We start from the raw sequence: 19914 nt of genomic DNA, 5'->3' as shown, positions 1-19914 counted from the left end.
GGCCATCGGTAGGACCGCGCGCCGCCGCTGGGATCGGCGAGCGGCCCCCGCGCCCCCTAGGCGTTCACCGTCGGCTTCTTGAACATCCGTGTCGCGGTGATCTCGCTGTGCACCGCCTCCTCCGTCCCCGTCTGCTGGGGGAGGCCGGGGCGCAGGTGTTCCTCGACGCTGATGTACTTCAGTCCCGCCCTGAGGTCCGCGTCGTTGCGCAGCCGGATGACCAGCGGGAACTCGGCCAGGGCCGTGGTGTCGAACAGACCCGTGGTGTAGAGGAGCTGGACGCCGAGGGCGTCGGAGACGGCGCGCTGGAGTTCCAGGAGGTACGTCGCGTTGGCGCGGCCGATGGGGTTGTCCAGGAACAGTGTGCCCGCGTGCCGGTGCTTGTCGCGGCCCCGGTCGTTCGAACGGAGCGCGGCCATCGTGCAGTACAGCGCGATGGCGGCGGTGAGCAGCTGGCCGCCGGAGAAGACGTCGCCCATCTGCCCGACCGGGACCCGCTCGGCGCGCAGCACGGCGTCGGGCTTGAGGATCTCCACGGCCACGCCCTTGGGCTCCAGGGCCGCGGCGACACCGCGCAGCAGCAGGGACATGCCGTCGCGCCGCAGGTCGGAGTTCTTCCTGACGGCGGCGCGGGTGGCGTCGTCGATGACCTCGCCGAGCCGTTCGGTGAGCGTGGCCTGGTCGGGCTCCTCGAAGCGGATGCGCAGGAACTCCTGGCCGGACCACTCGCCGAGCCCCTCGGGCAGCCGGGACAGGCGCTGGGCGGAGCGCAGGGTGGCGAGGGCCGACTCCACGAGGCCGCGCAGCCGGTCCACGATCGAGTCGCGGTTGCGCTCCAGCTGGGCCAGCTCGTCGGTGAGGACCCGCAGCCGGGGTGCGAAGGCGTCCGCCCACTTCTGCGCGTGCTCGGGCAGCGCGGCGGCGGGCAGCTCGCGGATCTGCTGCCGGGCGGGGGTGCGGACCTGTTCGTAGCGCGTGGAGTTGGCGTGCCGGACCAGTACGTCGCTCGCCTCGCGCACCCCGGCCTCGGCGGCGGACAGATCGGCGGCGCAGCCGCGCAGCGAGCGGCGGGCCTCGGCGGCGGACTGCCGCGCCTCCTCCAGGCCGCCCGGATAGGGCTCGGTCTCCTCCTGCTCCTCCTCGCCCGCCTGTTCGCGCAGCAGGTCGCGGAGCATCGCGGCGATCTCGTCGAAGCCGCCGGCCGCGTCCTCGGCGGCGCGGTGGGCGGCCAGCAGCTCGCCGTGCGCATCACGAGCCCGGGCCAGTGCCTCGGTGCGGGCGGCGAGTTCGGTGGTCGCGGTGCGCAGCAGCGCCTGGGCGTGCTCGGCGTCGCGCGGCAGCAGTTCCTCGGGCAGCTCGGTGTGCGCCTCGCCGTCCTCGGGGGCGTGCCGCTCGGCCTCGCCGCGCAGCCGGCCGAGCTGCTCGCTCGCAGTGGACATGCGGGTCTCCAGCAGCTGCACCAGCTCCTCGGCGCGGGCGGCGGCCGCCTGCCGGGACGGCCCGTCGGAGCCGTCGGGCGACTGGAGGAGCTGCTCGGCGCGGGTGCGGACCTTGTTGCTGAGCCGGTCCAGTTCGGCGCGGGCGGCACTCTCGTCGCTCTCGGCGCGGGCCTGCTCGGCGCGCAGGTCGGCACCGACGCCGACCTTCTCGTACACCTGGGACGCGGCCCGGTACGCCTCGCGCAGGGCGGGCAGTGACGCCTCGGGCGCACCGGTCTCCTCGACCGGTACGTCGTCGGGGGCGCCGGCGATCTCGGCGCGCTCGGCGCGCAGGGCGCGGGCGGTGCGGCGGGCGTCGTCGGCGGCGCGCTGGGCGGCGCGGCGGTCCTCGTCGGCGGCGCGGGCCCGCTCCAGGCAGGTCTGGGCGCGGGCCTCGGACTCGGCGGCCTCGTCGGCGAGTTCGCGCAGCCGGGCCTGCCAGCCGGCGCGTTCGCGCAGCCGGAAGGCGAGTCCGGCGAGGGCGTCGGCGGCGCGCCGGGCCTTCTGGGCGGCCTCCTGGCGTTCGTCGCGGATCCGGACGGCCTCGGCGGCGCTCTCCTCGGCCTCCGCGCGCAGGGCGCGGGCCTCGGCGAGTTCGGCCTCGGCCTCCTCGGCGAAGGCGCGGGCCTCCTCGGCGGCGCGGGCGAGTTCGGCCAGCCGGCCGGCGGGGCAGCCGGTGCGCCAGGAGGCGAGGCGGGCGGCGAGTTCGCGGTCCTTGCCGAGCCGGGCGGCCAGCGCCCGGATCTCCTCGTCGCGCTCGGTGGCGCGGGCGCGCAGGGCCTGGCGCTCCTCGTCGGCGGCGTGCTCGTCGTGCATGGCCGGGTTCGGCGGCACGAGGAACACGCCGTCCGTGGCGGTGCCTTCGGCGGGGGTCGGGGCAAGCAGGGCGGCGGCGGTGCCGACGGCGACGGCGGAGCGGGGCAGCAGGGCGGCGTCGGCCAGCGCCTCGCGGGCCCGTGCGTGGGTGTCGGGGTCGGTGATGATGACACCGTCGACCAGCTCGGGCCGGGCGGCGAGCACCCGTGCGTGGTCGGCGGGGTCGACGGCCTGGGCGAGATAGCGCCAGCCGGGCAGGGCGGGGATGCCGTGCTCGCCGAGGAATTCGACGGCGGCGAGGACATCGGGGCCGGGCGGCAGCAGGCCGCCGTCGCCGAGCGCGCCGAGGATGCGGGCGTCGTCGGCGGCGGCCGTGCGCAGGTCGAAAAGCTGGCGTTCGGCGGTGGCGACCGCGTCGTCGAGGAGTTCGCGCAGTTCGTCGGCGCACCGGTCGAGTTCGGCGGCGGTGAGCGGGCCGGCGGGCAGGCCGTCCTGGCCGGTGCGCGGGGCGCCGGTGCTCTCCTCGGTGCGCTGGGCGGGCAGGCCGGCGCGGGGTGCCGTGCCGGGCAGGCCGAGGAGTTCGGCGAGGCGTTCCTCGGCGGCCAGCGCGTCCGCGAGGCGGCGTTCGGCGTCGTGGGCGCGTTCGGCGGCGGTCGCGGCGTCGGCGGCGCGGGCCGCGGTCAGCTCGGCGCGGGACTCGGCGGCGGCCGCCTCGCGGGCGTGCTCGGTGGCCGCGCGGGCGGCCTCGCGGGCGGTGTCCCAGGCGGCGACGGTGGTCTTCTCGGCGTCGGCTGCGGCGAGCGCGGCGCGGGCCGGGTCGGCGTCGGGGGCGCTGTCGTCGAGCCAGCCGGCGCGGACCGCCTCGGCGGTCTCCTGCTCGACCTCGGTGAGCCGCTGGCGCAGGTGTCCGGCCTCGCTGCGGGCGCGCTGGGCCTCGGTGGCGGCGGTGGTGGAGTCGCGGTAGGCGGCGTCGCCGGTCTCCTGGAGGGCGGCGGAGCGCTCCTCCTCCTCGTTGGCCAGGTCCTCGGCGCTCCCGGCGGCCGCGTGCAGGGCCCGTACGAGGTCCACGGCGGCCTTGGCGCGGGCGGCGAGGGCGGGGGCCGCGTCCCGTTCGGCCTCCTGGATGGCCGCGGAGACACGGGCGACGCGGTCGGCGGCGGCGCGGTGGCGCAGCACGGCCTCGGCGGCCTGCCAGGCGGAGTGCAGGGTGCGGGCGTCGGCCAGCTCGCGCTTCTGCGCGGCGGCCGCCTTCTCGGCGGCAGCGAGGGCCAGCGAGGCGTGCCGGTAGGCGAGTTCGGCGGCGATCAGGGAGCTGCGCTCGCGGGCGCCCTCGGAGTGGGTGACGGCGTACGCGGCGGCGGTGACCCGCTGGGCGAGGTCGGCGGCCCGGACCCGCTCCCGCACGGCGCGCGCGGACAGCCGCCGGGCGAGGGTACGGGTGCGGCGCTCGGCGCCGGCGTGGATGTCGCGGGCGCGGGCGCGGGCGTCGGCGGCCTCCACGATCCGGCCGAGCAGGTCGACCGAGCCGGCCGTGAAGTCGCGTTCGGCGATCAGCTCGGCGCGCCGGCCGAGCTTGTTGCCGAAGCCGCTGACCAGGTCGGCGAGGCCGTCGGTGTCGCGGGTGTCGGTGACCGCGCGCAGCAGCAGGTCGGTGAAGTCGGAGTCCTTCTTGACCGCGAACAGGCCGGCCGCCTCGCCCTCGTCGGCGTTCATCTCCCGCTGGTAGCGGAAGAGTTCGGGGTCGAGACCGAGTTCGCCGAGGTGTTCGGTCCAGCGTTCGTGGATCTCCTCCCAGTGCACCTCCAGGTGCGGGTACGCCTTGCCGGCTTCCATGAGGGCGTCGCGGAAGCCCTTCATGGTGCGGCGGCGGCCCCGGGCGCCGGACACGCCCTCGGCGGCGGCCCGCACCGCGGTGGACTCGGCCACCGGGAGGTTGTCCAGGCTGAGTCCGGGGCCGGGCCGGAAGGAGTACCAGGCCTCGGCGAACTTGCGCGGGTCGTTGGAGACCTGGCGGCCGCGCCATTCGCTGGCCTTGCCGACGACCACGCACTCGCCGGTCAGCACGTGCTGCCACTCCAGGGCGACGTGGCCGCAGTCGTCGGCGAGCAGGAACTTGCGCAGCACGCCGGAGCTGGCGCCACCGAGGGTGTTGCGGTGGCCGGGGAGCATCACCGAGAAGATCAGCTTGAGCAGTACGGACTTGCCGCCGCCGTTCTCCAGGAACAGCACGCCCGCGGGCGCGGGACGGCGCGGCGGACCGGACGGCTCCTCCGCGAAGAACTCCGCCTGCGTGGGCACCGGGTCGGGCACGGGCTCGCCGACGCCCCGCAGGTCGAGCACGGTGTCGGCATAGCGCGCACCGGCGGGCCCGATGGAGTAGAGGCGGACGCGGGACAGCTCGTACATGGCGGACTCTCGTAAGTCTGGTGACAGGTGCGGTCGTTCGGGGGCGCGGGGCCGGTCAGGAGTGGAAGGGCAGGCCCGCGTCGGCCACCAGGTCCAGGTCGTCGGTGTCCTCGGCGGGCAGCAGGCTGGCAGTGCCGTCGGTCACCGGGACCACGCCCAGCTCGATCAGTTCGGCCATGGCGGCGGTGCCGGCCAGGTCGCGGACCTGGAGCTGGTAGCGGGCGGTGGTGCGATAGGTGCCGCCGCCCTCGTCGCCGGTGCGCTGGAGAAAGCCGGAGTCGGTGAGGAAGGCGAGGGCCTTGGCGACGATGCCGGTGGTGGAGGAGGCGGGCCGGCGGGCGTCCTTGGTGGCGCCGGTGGCGCTGCGTCTGGCCCAGATCCGCCAGGCGGCCTCCAGGCCGGGCGCGTCGGTGGCCGGGTCGGTGTTCTCGCCCTGTTCCTCGGCGCGCTCCTCCAGTCGGCGGCAGGCCTGGCGGACGAACGCGTCGACGCCGTTGACCGTGACCCGGCCGATGTAGCCGTCGTCGGCGAGGTCCTCGGGACGCGGGAAGGCGAGGGCGGCGACGGCGAGATGGGCCAGGCCGTGCAGGAAGCGGTCGCCGGAGTCGGCGGTGGTGCGGCGCGCGTAGTCGCCCATGCGGACGGCGAACACCGAGTCCTCGGCGGCGGTCACGGCCATGCCGGCGCGCGGGGACACCTCCAGGACGACGAGCCCCAGGCCGGTGGCGACGGCGTCCGCGAGCCGGGCGAACGCCGGGTCCTCGCGATAGCGGCGCAGCAGCTCGGTGTAGTCCTGGTCGCGGGCGGCCTGGAGCTTGGGCTGGAGCCCGTAGGCGACGAGCCGCGCCGCGTCGGCGGCGTCGGCGGGGGTGACGGCGGCGGTGGCCGGCGGGGCCGGGGCCTCGGTGTCACTCCACTCGACGTGCTCGCTCACGGCTTTGACTCCTTGTCGCTCTCTGTCTTGTTCATGCTGTGCGCGGACCTCTCACGCCGGTCTCGGGACGCTCATGCGGCCCGGTCCGCCGCCATGCCGGCCGCGTCCAGCAGCGCCATGCCGACGATCAGGTCGGCGCCGCCGAACTCGGGGTCGTCCAGCTCGGTGCCGTCGTCCACCGCGAACAGCAGCTTCTCCTCGCCCTGCCGGTAGGCGGTGCCGACGGCGGGGCTGGCCGCGTGCACCGCCAGCAGGGCGACGAGGTACGCCAGATCGGGGTCGCCGGTGCGCCGGGCCTCGGCGAGCAGCCCGGAGAGCCGGCGCGGGGCGTCGGCTGGCAGGTCGAGCAGCTCCATGGCGGCGGCCAGCTGCTCCTCGCTGAACCGGCTGTCGTCCGGCGTCGCGATCAGGTCCGGCTCGGGCATCTCCGCGCCCAGGTGCTCGCGCTCCACGGGCGGGGTCAGCAGGATGTCCACGAGGTCGGCGATCCGCACCGAGACGGGGGTGCGGAGACCGGTGCCGCGGGCGAAGAAGGCGTCGGTGACCCGGCTCGCCCGCTCGACGGGGAGGGTCAGCACCGGGGCGACCAGATGGCCGTACAGGTCTATCCCGGCAGTGCTCGCGGGCGTGGCGAAGGCCTGCCGGTCCTGTTCGGCGCGGAAGAGCGGGCCCGCCTCCAGCAGCCGGGACTGGAGCTGGGTGTGCCGGCGGATGCAGTCCTTGACGATGTCGACCAGCTCGGCGGCGCGCCGCTTGTGCTCGGGCTCCTCGGTCTCGTCGCGGGCCTTGCGGATGTTGGTGAGGATCGCGTTCTCGTGGCGGTACCGGTCGGCCACGTGGTCCAGGGCCTCGGCGATCATGTCGGGTACGGCGTTGAGCCAGTCGACCGCGCGGACGTTGCGCCGGGTGGCGTCCAGGGCGCGGCGCAGGGTCTCGGAGTACTGCACCGTGCGGTAGCGGGCCTGCTCGGCGGCGAGCTGGGCGTCGGCGAGCCGGCCCCGGTTGATCAGCACCTCCAGCTTGACCTCGGCGGCGATCTGGGCGCTGGTGACGTCGGTGTCGAGGGCGCCGACCAGGACGTTGACCGCTTCGTCGGTGGTGCGCAGGTACACGGTGCCGCCGGGGCCCGGAACCTCTTCGATCAGCTTGAAGTCGTAGTCGCGGCGGACATACGTGCCGTCCGCCGTGAAGGTGCCGTAGACGGCGCGGAAGCCGCGGTCCACGCTGCCGACGTTGATCAAGTTCTCCAGGACCCAGCGGGCCACCCGTTCGTGCTCGGCCGTGGGGCGGTGCGGGGCCTGGGCGGCGATGCGGGGGATCAGGCGGGCGACGATCTGCTCGTGGTCGGCGCCGGTGTCGAAGTCCATGTTCAGTGTGACGAGGTCGATGGCGGCGAGGGCCACCTCGGCCATTCCGTAGACCGAGTACTCGCCCGCGAGGCTGCCCTTGCGGGCGTCCAGGTCGTGCAGCGGCGCGGTGCACGCGAGTGCGCGCAGCCGGCGGGCGAGGCCCTCGTCGGCGGCGGGTCCCGGCGCGGGACGCTGCGCCGTGCTGAGCTGCGGCTTGGCGGGGTCGGAAGTCACGGTGCACAGAGTAGGTCCTTGGTCTGACATCTACCCAAACGGCCGGCGCCGCCGAATCGACCGGCAGCGGGGCAGGTCGCTTCTCGGGTGCGGTGCCGTTGTGCCTGGTCACGCCCCGCGGCGCGGCCGGGGACCGGTGCCGCCCCTTCGGGGGTGCGTCTCAGGGGGCGGTGTGGTCGCCCACCCGGCTCCGGTACGCCTCCACCACCCGCTCCAGCGAATCCGCCAGGTAGGTCTTCAGCAACTCCTCCGCCGTACCCCGCTCCCCCGCCTCCAGCGCGTCCAGGATCTCCCTGTTGCGCGTCAGGTACGGCTCGTGCAGCCGACGCGGGTCGTCCACGAGGTGGAAGGCCAGGCGGAGTTCGGCGAAGACGCTGCGCATCAGCTCGTCCGTGCGGGCGCTGCGGGCGAGGGCGACCAGTTCCTGGTGGAAGTGGATGTTGGCCGTACCCACCGTTTTCCAGTCATCCTCGGCGGCCGCCGTCTCGCCCTCGGTGACCGCGTCGGACAGTCCGCGCAGGGGGTACGGCGGCTCGCCGAGGCCGCGGACGACGGCGCACTCGACGAGGGTGCGGGTGCGGTAGATGTCCTCGACGTCCTCGGCGGTCAGGACCCGCACGAACACGCCCCGGTTGAGCTCGTGGACCAGCAGGCGTTCGTGCGTGAGCAGCCGGAACGCCTCGCGCAGGGTGTTGCGGGAGACGCCGAGCGCCCCGCCGACGCTGTCTTCGGACAGCCGGGTGCCGGGCGGGAAGTACCCGTCCGCGACACGGCTCCTGAGGATGTCCGAAACCCGCTCCGCCGTGCTCGTACGGCCCAGGAGGGCACGGTCTTCGGCCAGTCCCGCCAACTGCTCTGCCATGCCCGGAATTCAACCGCAGCCGGCGGAACGAAACAACATGGGTATTGAGGGATCGTTGAACGATCCTCTACGGTGCTCGCCACGGCTCACTCCACGCACCCTCCGTCCCCTTCTGCGAGGTGCCCATGAGCACGACCCCTCCTCCCTCCGCGACCGCCTCCGCGCCCGAACAGACCGCCCAGGACGGCGCGTTCGGCTGGCTGCGCGACCTCGGCCTGCACGGGCGACGTGCGTTCGCCGGGGCTTTCGGTGGATACGCCCTGGATTCCTACGACTACTTCACGCTGCCGCTGAGCATGGTGGCGCTCTCCGCGTACTTCGGCCTGGACAGCGGCCAGACCGGTCTGTTCACCACCGTCACGCTGGTGGTCTCGGCGGTCGGCGGTGCCCTGGCGGGCGTGTTCGCCGACCGGGTGGGCCGGGTCCGGGCGCTGGTGATCACGGTGCTCACCTACGCGGTCTTCACCGTGGCCTGCGGTTTCGCGCCGAACTTCGAGACGCTGCTGGTCCTCCGGGCGCTCCAGGGCCTCGGCTTCGGCGGCGAGTGGGCGGTCGGCGCGATCCTGGTCGCCGAGTACGCCTCCGCCCGCCACCGGGGCCGTACCCTCGGCGCGGTCCAGAGCTCCTGGGCGGTCGGCTGGGCGCTGGCCGCCGTCGTCTACACGCTGGTCTTCTCCCTCGCGGGCGGCGACCTGGCCTGGCGGGTGATGTTCTGGACCGGCGCGCTGCCCGCGCTGCTGGTGCTCTGGCTGCGCCGCCGGGTGCACGACGCGCCGGCGGCCCTCGCCGCCCGTGAGCAGGACCCGCGCCGGGGCTCGTTCACCGCGATCTTCCGGCCGGGCCGGGCCGGCGCCCCCGGACTGCTGCGCACCACGCTGCTGGCGAGCCTGCTGTCCACGGGCGTGCAGGGCGGCTACTACACGCTGGCCACCTGGGTGCCGACGTACCTGAAGTCCGACCGGGGCCTGTCGGTCGTCGGCACCGGCGGCTACCTCGCCTTTCTCGTCTCGGGCGCGTTCCTCGGCTATCTGACCGGCGGCCACCTCACCGACCGGCTCGGCCGGCGCGCCACCATCTGGCTGTTCGCGCTGCTGTCGGCGGTGTGCGTGCTGGCGTACGCGCACATCCCGCACGGGGCGAACACGGTGCTCCTGGTCCTCGGCTTCCCGCTCGGGTTCTGCATGTCGGCCATCTTCAGCGGCTTCGGCTCCTACCTCAGCGAGCTGTATCCGACGGCGGTGCGCGGTACCGGACAGGGCTTCACCTACAACACGGGCCGCGCGGTGGGCGCGGTCTTCCCCACCCTGGTCGGCTTCCTGGCCGACGGCTGGGGCGTCGGCGGCGCGCTGGTCTTCGGCACGGTCGGCTACGGCATCGCGGCACTGGCGCTGCTCGGACTGCCCGAGACGCGCGGAAAGGAACTGGCATGACAAGGATGTGGCGCACCGGGGACCGTCCCGTCACCACGGTCGACGAGCGGGCGCCCGGCTGGAGTCCGCGGACCGCGCGGGCCCGGTTCCGCGCGGGTCTGGCCGGTCCCACGGCCGGGGTCGCGGCCGGGCACACCCAGGCCAACCTGATCGCGGTGCCCGCCGACTGGGCCTACGACATGCTGCTGTTCTGCCAGCGCAACCCGTTGCCCTGCCCGGTGCTCGACGTCACCGACGCCGGTTCCCCGACGACCGTGCTCGCCGAGGGCGCCGATCTGCGCACCGATCTGCCCCGCTACCGGGTGTGGCGGGACGGCGAGCTGGTCGCGGAACCGACCGACGCGCGGCCGTACTGGCACGGGGATCTGGTGGCGTTCCTGCTCGGCTGCAGTTTCACCTTCGAATGGGCGCTGAGCCGGGCGGGCGTGCCGATCCGCCATGTCGAACAGGGCCGCAATGTGCCGATGTACGTCACCGGGCGCCCGTGCCGCCCGGCGGGCCGGCTGAGCGGGCCGATGGTGGTGTCCATGCGCCCGGTGCCGCCCGAGCGGCTCGGGGCGGCGATCCGGGAGAGCAGTCTGCTGCCGGCCGTGCACGGCGGGCCCGTGCACTGCGGGGACCCGGCGGCGCTCGGCATCGCGGACCTCGACCGGCCGGACTTCGGCGACCCGGTGGTCCTCCAGGACGGCGACATCCCGGTGTTCTGGGCCTGCGGGGTGACCCCGCAGGCGGCGGTGATGGCCTCCCGGCCGCCGTTCGCCATCACCCACGCGCCGGGCCAGATGTTCCTGACGGACGCCCGCGACGAGCAGTACCGGCTGGCCGGCGTGGACTGACAGACAGAAGGACCGACGAGCCGAGGGGCTGAAGAACCGAGGATCTGACGGAAGGACTGACCGACCAGCCCACCAATCGACAGACCGATGAACGGGGGGCGGGCCCCGGCCCCCACGCCTCCCGGCTGCCGGGGCCGGGGCCGGGGTCAGCCGATACCGACCTCCAGGTCGAGCGGGTCGGACGCGGGCGGCGCGGAGCGCGGCGGGAGGCCCGTCAGAGCGGGTGCCGCGGCCGGGGCCGGGCGCCGCTCGGCAAGCGCGGCCAGGGCGGCGGCGACCGCGGCCGACGCGGCCGCGTCGAGTTCGGCGCCGGTGCCACGGGCGCGGTGGCGCAGTTCCCGGACGGCGAGGGCCAGGAGCTGGGGCAGCAGGTCCCGGCAGCGGCGGGCGACCCACGCGGTGCCCGCGGTGGCCAGCCACAGCAGGCTCGCCGCACGCGTGGGTGCCGGGAACTCCGGTTCGGGGCAGGGGGGCCGGCCGTCGGCATGACCGGCTTCGGCGAGCAGGGCGTGGAAGCGGGCGGCCAGCCGGCGGTGGCCGCGTTCGCCGGGGTGCAGCCGGTCCGCGCTCCACAGGGCCCGGTCGGCGATCCAGCCGCCGTCGGACGCGTGCAGATGGACCGCCCCGTACCGGTCGGACAGCGCGTGCACCACCGCGTTGACCGCCCGCTGGCGGCGGGCCAGCGGAGCGGCCAGCGCGCCCGGCAGGCCGAGCATCGCGCCGGGGTCGGGCAGGCAGGCGGTGAGCAGGGTGGCGCCCACGCCGGTGCAGGCCGCGTAGACCTGGTCGAGGCGGGCGGCCACCGCGTGGATGTCGAAGGTGTGGCGCAGGGTGTCGTTGACGCCGACGACCACTGCCACCAGATCGGGGCGCAGCGCGAGGGCGGCCGGGGTCTGCCGCTCCAGCACGTCACGGGTCCCGGCGCCGCTGACCGCGAGGTTGGTGAACCGCGTGCCCGCGCCGAGCGAAGGCGCGAGCAGCGCGGCCCAGCCCCGCGGACCGTCCCCGGTGAAGTCGCCCACGCCCGCGGTCAGCGAGTCCCCGAGGGCGACGAAGCGGACGGGCCTCATGCCACGCCCTCCGGGACACCCCGCCTGGTGCCGCCCCGGCCGTCCGGGCTCTCGGGGGCGCGGGCCGGCACCTGCGCGTCGTGGGCGGCGAGGAACGCCTCCACCGCCGCGCCCCAGCCGAAGCACTCGGCCCGCGCGCGTGCCGCCTCCCGGCGCCCGGCCTCGGGCCGGTCCAGGAGCAGTTCGACGGCGTCGGCGAACGCCTCCCCGTGGTCGGCCGCGCTCACCCCGGCGGACCCGATGACCTCGGGCAGCGCGGAGGAGGCGCTGGCCACCACGGGCGTGCCGCAGGCCATCGCCTCCAGTGCGGCGAGCCCGAAGGTCTCGGCGGGTCCGGGGGCGAGCGCCAGATCGGCACCCGCCTGGAGCGCGCCGAGCGCGGCCCGGTCGCAGACGTGCCCGAGGAAGGTCACCGGCACGTCCCGTTCGCGGGCGCGCTGCTCCAGGCGGCCCCGCAGCGGGCCGTCCCCCGCGACCACCAGCACCGCGCGCCGCCCGCGCCGCAGCAGCGCCTCCAGGGCGTCGAGTGCGGTGCCGGGACGCTTCTCCACGGACAGCCGGGAGCACATCAGCAGCAGCGCCTCTCCCCCGCGCGCGTGCCGGGCGCGCACGCCGGGGTCGCGCAGCGAGGGATGCCGCTCCAGCAGGTCGACGCCCAGGGGGGCGCGCACGACATTGCGTGCGCCGAGGCGGACGAACTCGCGCTCGGCGTACTCGGTGGTGCACACGACACGCGAATAGACGTGTGCGGTACGGGTGTTGAGGGCGTCCGCGGCCCGTCGGGACAGCTGCTCGGGCAGGCCCCAGGTGCGCAGCACGCCGTCGGTGGTCTCGTGGGAGACCATCACGGCGGGCACCCGCGCCCGGCGCGCCCAGCGGCCGGTCCAGCGCAGGGTGGTCCGGTCGGAGACCTCCAGCCGGTCGGGGGCGAGATGCTCCAGGAGGGCGGTGAGGCGGCGCTTGTCGCTCAGCACGCGGTAGCCGCCGGTGCCGGGGAGCAGCGGTCCGGGCAGGGTGATGACGCGGCCCTGCTCGGTGTCGGTGTCGGTGTGCCGGGCTCCGGGCACGATCAGCACCGGCTCGTGGCCCGCCGCCAGGTAGCCCTTGCCCAGCTCGCGCAGGGCGGTGCGCAGACCACCGGAGGCGGGCGCGACGAAATTGGCGAGCCGGACGATGCGCAGCGGCCGGACGGTGGCACCAGCCGCACCGTTCGCCCCCGTCACCCCACTTGCCCCGGTCATGCCACTCGCCTCGGTCGTCCCGGTCACGCCGGTCGTGCCGCTCATGCCGCGACCGCCATCCGGCGCCCGGCGAGCACGTCCTCGTAGTGTCCGATCAGCCGGTCGCCGACCGAGGCCCAGGTGCGGTCCCGGACCAGGGCGCGGGCGGCGGCGCCGAACGCGGCGCGGCGCGCGGGGTCCCCGGCCAGGGCGCACACGGCGTCCCGGACCGCCTCGGCGTCGCCCGGCGGCACCAGCAGGCCGGTACGGCCGTGGTCGACCAGGTCAAGCGGCCCGCCGGCGGCGGGCGCGACGACGGGAACGCCGCTGGCCATGGCCTCCTGCACGGTCTGGCAGAAGGTCTCGAACGGGCCGGTGTGCGCGAACACGTCCAGCGAGGCGAAGATCCGCGCCAGGTCGTCACCGGTACGGCGGCCCAGGAAGGCGGCGCCGGGCAGCGCCTCGGCCAGGTGGGCGCGGCTGGGCCCGTCGCCGGTGACGACGAGCCTGACACCGTCCAGCGCGCAGACACCGGCGAGCAGTTCGACGTGCTTCTCGGGGGCGAGCCGGCCGACGTAGCCGACGATCAGCTCCCCGTCCGGGGCGAGTTCCCGGCGCAGCTCCTCGTCCCGGCGGTCCGGCCGGAAACGTACGGTGTCCACGCCCCGCGGCCACAGCCGCACCCGAGGCACGCCATGCGTCTCCAGATCGCCCAGGGCGGCGCTGGAGGGGGCAAGGGTGCGATCGGCGGCGCCGTGCACGGAGCGGATACGGCGCCAGGCGGCGGCCTCTCCGGCGCCCATGTACGTGCGGGCGTACCCGGCGAGGTCGGTCTGGTAGACGGCCACGGCGGGCAGGCCGAGCCGGGCGGCCGCCGCCATCCCGCGGGCGCCGAGGACGAAGGGACTGGCGAGGTGCACCACATCGGGGCGGTGCGTGACGAGGGCCGCGGCCAGGCGCCGGCTGGGGAGGGCGACGCGGACCTGGGGATAGCCGGGGAGCGGGAGGGAGGGGATCCGGACGACCGGACAGGGGGCGTCCGTGTCCGGCCCGGTGTCGGCGCCGGCGGGGGCACCGCCCTGTCCGAGCGGAGCCGAGGACAGGGGGGCGGGGGCGACGACGAGCGGCTGGTGACCGCGGTCTGCGAGGTGCCGGGCGGTCTGGTGCGCGCAGTGGGCCACGCCGTTCACATCGGGGGGAAAGGACTCGGTCACGATGACGACACGCATACGGGTGTTGTCGCCACGCCGGACGTGCCCGCGTCAACGTCGATCTTTCCGCACGGGGAACGTCCCATGAGCGTTGCGCTCCGCGGCTGCGCGGGCCCCTCCCGGCACCCTTCCTCGGCCCGATTCGACAGGCGGGCGCGGCAGGCGGGCGCGACAGCCAGGCTCGTCGGCCCGCCTCTCGTGTCAGCCCGCCGTCATGTCCGGTCCGAAGCGGCTGCGGACCGCGGTCTGGACCTCGTCCTCCTCGGCCGGGTCGGCGGCGAGGCGGCGGAGGCGTTCGACGACCCGGTTGTCGCCGGTCTCGGCGTGCCGGGCGGCGAGTTCGCGGGTGGTCTCCTCGCAGTCCCAGAGGCATTCGACGGCGAAGCCGGTGGCGAAGGAGGGGTCGGTGGCGGCGAGGGCGCGGGCGGCGCGGCCGCGGAGGTGGGAGGAGGCGGTCTCCCGGTAGACGTGGCGCAGCACGGGGGCCGCGCAGGCGATGCCGAGGCGGCCGGCGCCGTCGACCAGGGTCCACAGCGTGGGCGCGTCGGGGCCCTCCCCGCGCACGGCCTCGCGCAGGGCGCCGAGCACGAGCGGGCCGTCCTGGGCCCCGCCGCGGCAGGCGAGGACACGGCCGGCGGCGGCGCCGAGCACGTCGGGGCGCTGCGCCCAGCGGCGCGCGCGGTCCACGGCCGCGATACTGCGCATCCGTTCGAAGGCGTCGACGGCGGCCTCCACGACGACCGCGGTGCCGTCGGCGACCGCGGCCTCCAGGAGATCGAGCGCCTCGGGATCGTTGCCGTCGGCGAGATAGCGCAGGGCGGTGCAGCGGGCGCCGTCGGTGCCGGCGCGGGCGGCCAGGAGGATCTCCGGCCGGTCCTCGGGCCCGGCCACGGCGACCAGGCAGCGGGCGGCGGGCACATGGCGGGCGGCACCCCGGTCGAGGCCCTGCTGCGCCCAGTCGAAGACGGCGCCCACGCTCCAGCCGGGACGGGGCCCGGCCGGCCGCATCTGCCGTTGCCAGCGGTCGAAGCTCCCGGTCTCGTGGGCGGCGCGCACCCGGCCGCCGATGCCGTCGCGCGGGTCCTCGGCCCACAGCCGCCAGGGCCGGGGCTCGAAGGCGTCGCGCACGGTGGCGGCCAGCTCGGCCTCGCCCTCGGAGTCGGCGGGGAAACGGGCGAGCACCGGGGCGGCGAGGGCGCGCAGTCCCGCGTCGTCGTCGCGCAGGGCCAGTTCGTCCAGGGCCCAGGCCCAGTTGGCGCCCCGGGCGGCGTACCGGCGCAGCAGAACGAGGGCGTCCCGGCGGCCGTAGGAGGCGAGGTGGCCGAGGACCGCGAGGGCCAGGCCGGTGCGGGACTCGTCCGTGTCGAGGTGGTCCTCGGGGTCGAAGAGGTGCGCCTCGACGGCGTCCAGTTCGCCGTTGAGGTCGAGAAAGAGCCGGGCGTAATAGAGGGAGCGGTTCTCCACCTGCCAGTCGTGGCGGGGATCGCGCAGCACACAGTGGTTCAGGGCCGCGAGCGCTTCCGCGCGGGGGGCGGTGAGCGCGTGCAGCGTGCCGTCGCCGCGGCCCCGCTGGAGCAGGCCGAGCAGCGTACCGCTGGGCGCTATGACCGGATCGAACATGGGAAACAGCCTCACATCAAGCGTCGACGCAACCGGGGAACACGCACTACCTGGCCGCGTGACACAACGTCGGAGCGCCCGCCGTCTCTTGCTTGCTGCAACCCATTTCTCTCTGCCTCTCGTCGGTGGCCCATGCGGACCGCATCACGGCCCGCGCGGTGCGGCAACACTTGCCCAGCCATCGCGACCGTGAATCACGTCGTCATGATGACCCGCGGTGTGTGCTGCCGCGACCGTATTTCCGGCGGCCCTGTACCGCCTCCCCCGTTTTCCGTGTCTTAGCTGGTCAGAAGCCCTGCGTCAGCTGGTGCCGAACAGTTCGAGGACCTCGGTCCGATCGAACATGCGAGCGGTGTCGACGGCCGACGGCGTGCCCTCGGCGGGGTCGGCGCCGCCCTCCAGGAGAGCCTTGACGACCTCGGTCTCCCCCTTGAAGACCGCACCCGCGAGCGGGGTCTGACCCCGGTCGTTGACGCGGTTCGCCTCGGCGCCGCGGGCGAGCAGCGCGCGCACCGCGTCCGCGTGGCCGTGGTACGCGGCGAGCATCACCAGGGAGTCCCCGCGGTCGTTGGTGAGGTTGGCCGGAACGCCCGCGTCGACGTACGCCACGAGTGCCTCGGTCTGCCCCTGCCGGGCCAGATCGAAGATCTTGGTCGCCAGCTCCACGACCTCGGGGTCGGGGGCTTCGCTCATCGGCCGGACCGCCTCTCATTACAACCGTTCAGGTGAACCGCAAGGGTACTGGCTCGCGCCTCACATGACCCGTTGTGCCCGACGTAAAGATCGCTACGGGCGGCCTCGGACGCAAGTGCCCTGCTCGCGGGCACCGTACCGGCTCCACCGCTCGGGCGAATAGTCACGGTATTCACCCGGTTGCGCTCTTTGTCGTATAGGCACATTCTGTGATCCTGGAAGCACTGATGGTGACTGTCCCCCTCGACACCAGGAGGCACCCCAATGATCCTCTCCATGTCAGGCGTCGTCCTGCTCGGCACCGTCATGTTCCTCTACTTCCGCAAGGACGGCCTCAAGGGCTCGCACGCCTGCGTGTCCACGCTGTTCGGGTTCTACCTGTCGAGCACGGCCATCGCGCCGAGCATCAAGGCGGGCGGGGAGAGCCTGGCCAGCCTCCTGGGCGGCATCAAGTTCTGACGCCGGACCCGCACGACGCCCCGCCCGTACGCACCACCAGGAGACAGCAGTGGCCCGGCGCCCCCTCCCCCGCATTCTGAGCAAGGACGGCGCGCAGCTCGCCCGGACGCAGCTGGCCAGGAGCCGGGAGCTGGCCCGGACGGCGGCCGACAGCGCCACCGACGTCCTGCATCCGCTGATCACCCTCTCCCGCGGGCTGCGCCTGCTCGCCGTGGCGGGGCGGCAGAGATGGGCCGCCACCCCCAAGGACCGGCGCGGGCCCCTGCTGTTCCTGGTGGCCTGCGTGGTCCTCGCCGTGGCGCTGGCGCCGTACGGGCCGCTGCTCGCCGTCGTCACCGTGATGGCGGCGGCGGCCTGGCTGGGCCGCGACCGCACCCCGCCCGCGCCCGAGGGCCCCGACGAGTCCCAGGCCGAGCGGCTCCAGGCGCTGTACGAGGCGCTGGTGCCGTACTTCTCCGTCCCCGAGGACCCCGCGCCGCTGTACGCGCCGGGCGGCGACTGGGACAAGGCCTTCCCCGCGCACGAGTTCGACGGCGCGGGGCGCGTCGGGCAGCTGGTGCTGCGCTACCCCGCCTACTTCCCGGACGGCGAGCCCGAGGCCCGCGCCCGGATCGAGCGGGTGCTCAGCGCGAAGGCGGGGCGCGGGCGGGAGTACCGCTTCGGATGGGACGAGGAGGGCAACCAGCTCACCGTGACCGCCCTGCCACCGCTGCCCGCCGACATCGTGGCCCAGCGGTTCGTGACCGCGCCCGGCGAGAGCGTGCTCGGCTTCACCGATCCCGGCGAGGTGCAGCGCACCCTCCCCCTCTCCTTCGGGGACTACGGGGACTCGTACGAGGAACCCCGCGACGTCCCGCCGGTCGTCTGGCGCACCGGCACCCGCTCCACGGAGCCGCATCTGCTGGCGGTCGGCCAGCCCGGCAGCGGCACGTCCACGCTGCTGCGCTCCCTCGCCCTCCAGGCGCTCCCGTACGGCGACGTCCTCATCGTGGACGGCGGGGGCACCGGCGAGTACGCGTGTCTGACCGGCCGGGACGGGGTGCTGGCCGTGGAGTGCGCGCTGCCGGGGGCGCTGACCAGCCTGGAGTGGGCCGCGCGGGAGACCGAGCGGCGGCTCGTCGCTATCAACCTCGCCCGGCAGGCGGGCGACCCGCCGCCCGGCGACACCCGGCGCCCCCTGTGGCTGCTCCTCGACCGGCCGAGCGTCTTCGCGCACCTCGCCGAGGTGGACGGCCGCGAGGATCCGCAGGCCCTGCTCCAGGTGCCGCTGCGGCACGGCCGGGCGGCGAACGTGACCGTCGTCGTCGCCGAGCAGTACGACGGCCTCGACGCGCTGAGCGACGCGGTACGGCAGCACACGCGGGCCCGCGTCGCCCTCGGGCCCGCGACGGTGGGACAGCTGGAGGCGGTGCTGGGGGCCGCGCCGCGCACGACGCCGCCGGCGCAGGTGCCGCCGGGGCGGGGGTACGCCCGGCTGGGCCACGGCCCGGTGCACCGGCTCCAGGTGCCGCGGACGCCGGATCCGTACGACGACGCGACGAGCGAGGGTGACCGGCGGGCGGTGCTCGATCTCCTGCCCCCTCGCCAGGAACCGGCCCGCCCCGACCTGATCGACCTGACCAAACCGGAGCCGGTACCGGCCGAGTAAGGGACCGGCGGGTTCACCCGAGAGCGGGCAGGTCCGATGCGCCGACCGCACCACCCGCGGCGTGAGCGAAGCCGGGCGCGGGGTCGCACGCTCGGGGATCACTCCTCACCCGGCGTTCACGCCACGAACGTCCGCGGTGATTCCGCCGCCGCGCCCGTCCCCCCGGTCTCCACCAGTCGCGCCGCCGCGGCCAGTCGTACCGCCGCCTCCTCCGCGACCGCTCCCCCCACGGTGAACGGCAGCCGGACGTACCCCTCGAACGCGCCGTCCACGCCGAAACGCGGGCCGGAGGGGACCCGGACGCCCGTGCGTTCGCCCATCTCCGCGAGGCGGGAGCCGGAGAGGCCGCCCGCACGGACCCAGAGAGTCAGACCGCCCCGCGGGACGGAGAACTCCCAGTCCGGCAGCTCGCGGCGGAGCGCGGCGACGAGCGCGTCCCGGTTCTCCCGCGCCTGCGCCCGCCGCAGCGCCACCGCCTGCTCCCAACCTCCGGTGCTGAACAGCCAGTTGACGGCGAGCTGCTCCAGCACCGGCGTCCCCAGATCCGCGTACGCCCGCGCCGCGACCAGACTGCGCACGATGTCCGGCGCCGCCCGCACCCACCCGATCCGCATCCCGGCCCAGAACGCCTTGCTGGCCGAGCCCACCGTGATCACCGTGGAGCCCGCGGGGTCGAACGCGCACACCCGGCGCGGCATCCGCCCCTGCGCCAGCTCGTCCTCCAGCCACAGCTCGCTCATGGTCTCGTCGGCGACGAGCACCGTGCCGGCCGCGCGCGCCGCGTCCACCAGGCGGCGCCGCTGGTCCTCGTCGGCCAGCGCTCCGGTGGGATTGTGGAAGTCGGCGACCACATAGGCGAGTCGCGGCGCCGCCTCCCGCAGGACCTGGCGCCAGCGGTCCATGTCCCAGCCCGCGAGCCCCTCGGCCATGGAGACCGGCACCAGCCGCGCGCCCGCCTCCCGCATCAGCTGGAGGATGTTGGCGTAGGAGGGGGACTCCACGGCGATGCGCTCGCCGCGGGGCGCGAAGAGATGGCAGATCGCGTCGATGGCCCCCATCGCGCCGGTCGTCACCATGATCTGCTCCGGCATGGTGGGGATCCCGCGCGCGGTGTAGCGCTCGGCGATCATCGCGCGCAGGGCGGGCAGCCCGGCCGGGTAGTCGCCGTGCGTGTGCGCGTACGGCGGCAGTTCCTCCAGCGCGCCCTGCACCGCGCGGGTCAGCCAGGGCTCGGGCGCCGGCAGGGAGGCGCAGCCCAGGTCGATCATCGAGCCGAGGGCCTCCGGGGGCAGCGGTTCCAGACCGCGCGCGGGCACCGGGTTCCCGGCGGGTACCGCGGTCCAGCTGCCCGCGCCCCGCCGGGACTCCAGGAAGCCCTCGCCGCGCAGCGCCTCGTAGGCGGCCGCGACGGTGGTGCGGCTGACCGAGAGGGAGAGGGCGAGTTCGCGTTCGGCGGGCAGCCGGGCGGCGACCGGGACGCGCCCCTCCAGCACCAGCAGCCGGATGCCGTCGGCCAGCGCCCGGTAGGCGGGCGGGCGGCGGCTGCCGGGTCCGGCGGGGCGATCCTGCTGAGAGGTGAGCAGCCGGGCGAGCTGCGCGGCCCCCACCGCCGAGGTCCACTGCGCCATAAGATCAGTCCACCTTCCCC

The 19914-nt window shown here is 75.3% G+C and carries 14 protein-coding genes; 4 read left to right on the top strand and 10 right to left on the bottom strand.

Annotation, left to right across the window (positions count from 1 at the left end; all coding sequences use genetic code 11):
* Positions 1 to 56: 56 nt before the first annotated feature.
* From ACZ7EC_RS26005 to ACZ7EC_RS25990, 4 genes are all read right to left on the bottom strand, one after another.
* Positions 57 to 4700 carry a hypothetical protein gene (locus tag ACZ7EC_RS26005; protein ID WP_471066166.1) on the bottom strand — a complete coding sequence of 1548 codons (4644 nt, stop codon included), beginning with the start codon at positions 4698 to 4700 and terminating at the stop codon, positions 57 to 59.
* 55 nt (positions 4701 to 4755) lie between these two features.
* Positions 4756 to 5634, bottom strand: coding sequence for a hypothetical protein (locus tag ACZ7EC_RS26000; protein ID WP_471066164.1), 879 nt, complete (start codon positions 5632 to 5634; stop codon positions 4756 to 4758).
* 71 nt (positions 5635 to 5705) lie between these two features.
* The gene (locus ACZ7EC_RS25995) at positions 5706 to 7247 is read right to left on the bottom strand and encodes a hypothetical protein (RefSeq protein ID WP_471066162.1); all 1542 of its coding nucleotides are present in this window, start codon (positions 7245 to 7247) and stop codon (positions 5706 to 5708) included.
* 130 nt (positions 7248 to 7377) lie between these two features.
* Positions 7378 to 8079: a GntR family transcriptional regulator gene (locus ACZ7EC_RS25990; RefSeq protein ID WP_471066160.1), complete on the bottom strand. Its 702-nt coding sequence runs from the start codon at positions 8077 to 8079 to the stop codon at positions 7378 to 7380.
* Between the two features lie 125 nt (positions 8080 to 8204).
* Here ACZ7EC_RS25990 and ACZ7EC_RS25985 point away from each other — a divergent pair, with 125 nt between their 5' ends.
* A complete protein-coding gene (locus ACZ7EC_RS25985) occupies positions 8205 to 9509 on the top strand; it encodes an MFS transporter (RefSeq protein ID WP_471066158.1) in 1305 nt (434 codons plus the stop codon).
* Positions 9510 to 9514: 5 nt separating this feature from the next.
* Complete coding sequence (locus tag ACZ7EC_RS25980; protein WP_471066215.1) at positions 9515 to 10345, top strand: putative hydro-lyase; 831 nt, start codon at positions 9515 to 9517, stop codon at positions 10343 to 10345.
* A gap of 146 nt (positions 10346 to 10491) precedes the next feature.
* Here ACZ7EC_RS25980 and ACZ7EC_RS25975 read toward each other — a convergent pair whose 3' ends face one another.
* From ACZ7EC_RS25975 to ACZ7EC_RS25955, 5 genes are all read right to left on the bottom strand, one after another.
* The gene (locus tag ACZ7EC_RS25975; RefSeq protein WP_471066156.1) at positions 10492 to 11415 is read right to left on the bottom strand and encodes an SGNH/GDSL hydrolase family protein; all 924 of its coding nucleotides are present in this window, start codon (positions 11413 to 11415) and stop codon (positions 10492 to 10494) included.
* Positions 11412 to 12656 (bottom strand): glycosyltransferase, encoded by a 1245-nt coding sequence (locus ACZ7EC_RS25970; protein WP_471066213.1) that lies wholly within the window; start codon positions 12654 to 12656, stop codon positions 11412 to 11414. The genes ACZ7EC_RS25975 and ACZ7EC_RS25970 overlap by 4 nt, the downstream gene beginning before the upstream one ends.
* A 41-nt stretch (positions 12657 to 12697) precedes the next feature.
* A complete protein-coding gene (locus ACZ7EC_RS25965; RefSeq protein WP_471066154.1) occupies positions 12698 to 13864 on the bottom strand; it encodes a glycosyltransferase family 4 protein in 1167 nt (388 codons plus the stop codon).
* A gap of 183 nt (positions 13865 to 14047) precedes the next feature.
* Positions 14048 to 15466 (bottom strand): HEAT repeat domain-containing protein, encoded by a 1419-nt coding sequence (locus ACZ7EC_RS25960; protein ID WP_471066152.1) that lies wholly within the window; start codon positions 15464 to 15466, stop codon positions 14048 to 14050.
* Between the two features lie 300 nt (positions 15467 to 15766).
* Positions 15767 to 16159: an ankyrin repeat domain-containing protein gene (locus tag ACZ7EC_RS25955; protein WP_471066151.1), complete on the bottom strand. Its 393-nt coding sequence runs from the start codon at positions 16157 to 16159 to the stop codon at positions 15767 to 15769.
* A gap of 264 nt (positions 16160 to 16423) precedes the next feature.
* On the opposite strand from ACZ7EC_RS25955, the gene ACZ7EC_RS25950 reads away from it, so the two are divergent.
* Both ACZ7EC_RS25950 and ACZ7EC_RS25945 read left to right on the top strand, forming a co-directional pair.
* On the top strand, positions 16424 to 16618 hold the full coding sequence (locus tag ACZ7EC_RS25950) for a hypothetical protein (RefSeq protein WP_285560985.1): 195 nt from the start codon (positions 16424 to 16426) through the stop codon (positions 16616 to 16618).
* A 49-nt stretch (positions 16619 to 16667) separates the two neighbouring features.
* Positions 16668 to 18266, top strand: coding sequence for a P-loop NTPase family protein (locus tag ACZ7EC_RS25945; RefSeq protein WP_471066149.1), 1599 nt, complete (start codon positions 16668 to 16670; stop codon positions 18264 to 18266).
* 116 nt (positions 18267 to 18382) lie between these two features.
* On the opposite strand, the gene ACZ7EC_RS25940 is transcribed toward ACZ7EC_RS25945, so the two are convergent.
* Positions 18383 to 19894: an SCO1417 family PLP biosynthesis transcription factor gene (locus tag ACZ7EC_RS25940; protein WP_471066147.1), complete on the bottom strand. Its 1512-nt coding sequence runs from the start codon at positions 19892 to 19894 to the stop codon at positions 18383 to 18385.
* Between the last annotated feature and the right edge of the window lie 20 nt (positions 19895 to 19914).

It is taken from the genome of Streptomyces sp. NPDC037203 (genome assembly GCF_055605065.1).
Note: the sequence above shows the minus strand (reverse complement) of the source record. Positions and strands in the feature narration are given on the sequence as shown.

Bases quoted from the DNA above. Each gene is read 5' to 3' on its own strand.
- ACZ7EC_RS26005 (WP_471066166.1), bottom strand. From the start codon at position 4,700: ATGTACGAGCTGTCCCGCGTCCGCCTCTACTCCATCGGGCCCGCCGGT.
- ACZ7EC_RS25995 (WP_471066162.1), bottom strand. From the start codon at position 7,247: ATGTCAGACCAAGGACCTACTCTGTGCACCGTGACTTCCGACCCCGCC.
- ACZ7EC_RS25990 (WP_471066160.1), bottom strand. From the start codon at position 8,079: ATGGCAGAGCAGTTGGCGGGACTGGCCGAAGACCGTGCCCTCCTGGGC.
- ACZ7EC_RS25985 (WP_471066158.1), top strand. From the start codon at position 8,205: ATGAGCACGACCCCTCCTCCCTCCGCGACCGCCTCCGCGCCCGAACAG.
- ACZ7EC_RS25980 (WP_471066215.1), top strand. From the start codon at position 9,515: ATGTGGCGCACCGGGGACCGTCCCGTCACCACGGTCGACGAGCGGGCG.
- ACZ7EC_RS25975 (WP_471066156.1), bottom strand. From the start codon at position 11,415: ATGAGGCCCGTCCGCTTCGTCGCCCTCGGGGACTCGCTGACCGCGGGC.
- ACZ7EC_RS25970 (WP_471066213.1), bottom strand. From the start codon at position 12,656: ATGACCGGGGCAAGTGGGGTGACGGGGGCGAACGGTGCGGCTGGTGCC.
- ACZ7EC_RS25965 (WP_471066154.1), bottom strand. From the start codon at position 13,864: ATGCGTGTCGTCATCGTGACCGAGTCCTTTCCCCCCGATGTGAACGGC.
- ACZ7EC_RS25960 (WP_471066152.1), bottom strand. From the start codon at position 15,466: ATGTTCGATCCGGTCATAGCGCCCAGCGGTACGCTGCTCGGCCTGCTC.
- ACZ7EC_RS25955 (WP_471066151.1), bottom strand. From the start codon at position 16,159: ATGAGCGAAGCCCCCGACCCCGAGGTCGTGGAGCTGGCGACCAAGATC.
- ACZ7EC_RS25950 (WP_285560985.1), top strand. From the start codon at position 16,424: ATGATCCTCTCCATGTCAGGCGTCGTCCTGCTCGGCACCGTCATGTTC.
- ACZ7EC_RS25940 (WP_471066147.1), bottom strand. From the start codon at position 19,894: ATGGCGCAGTGGACCTCGGCGGTGGGGGCCGCGCAGCTCGCCCGGCTG.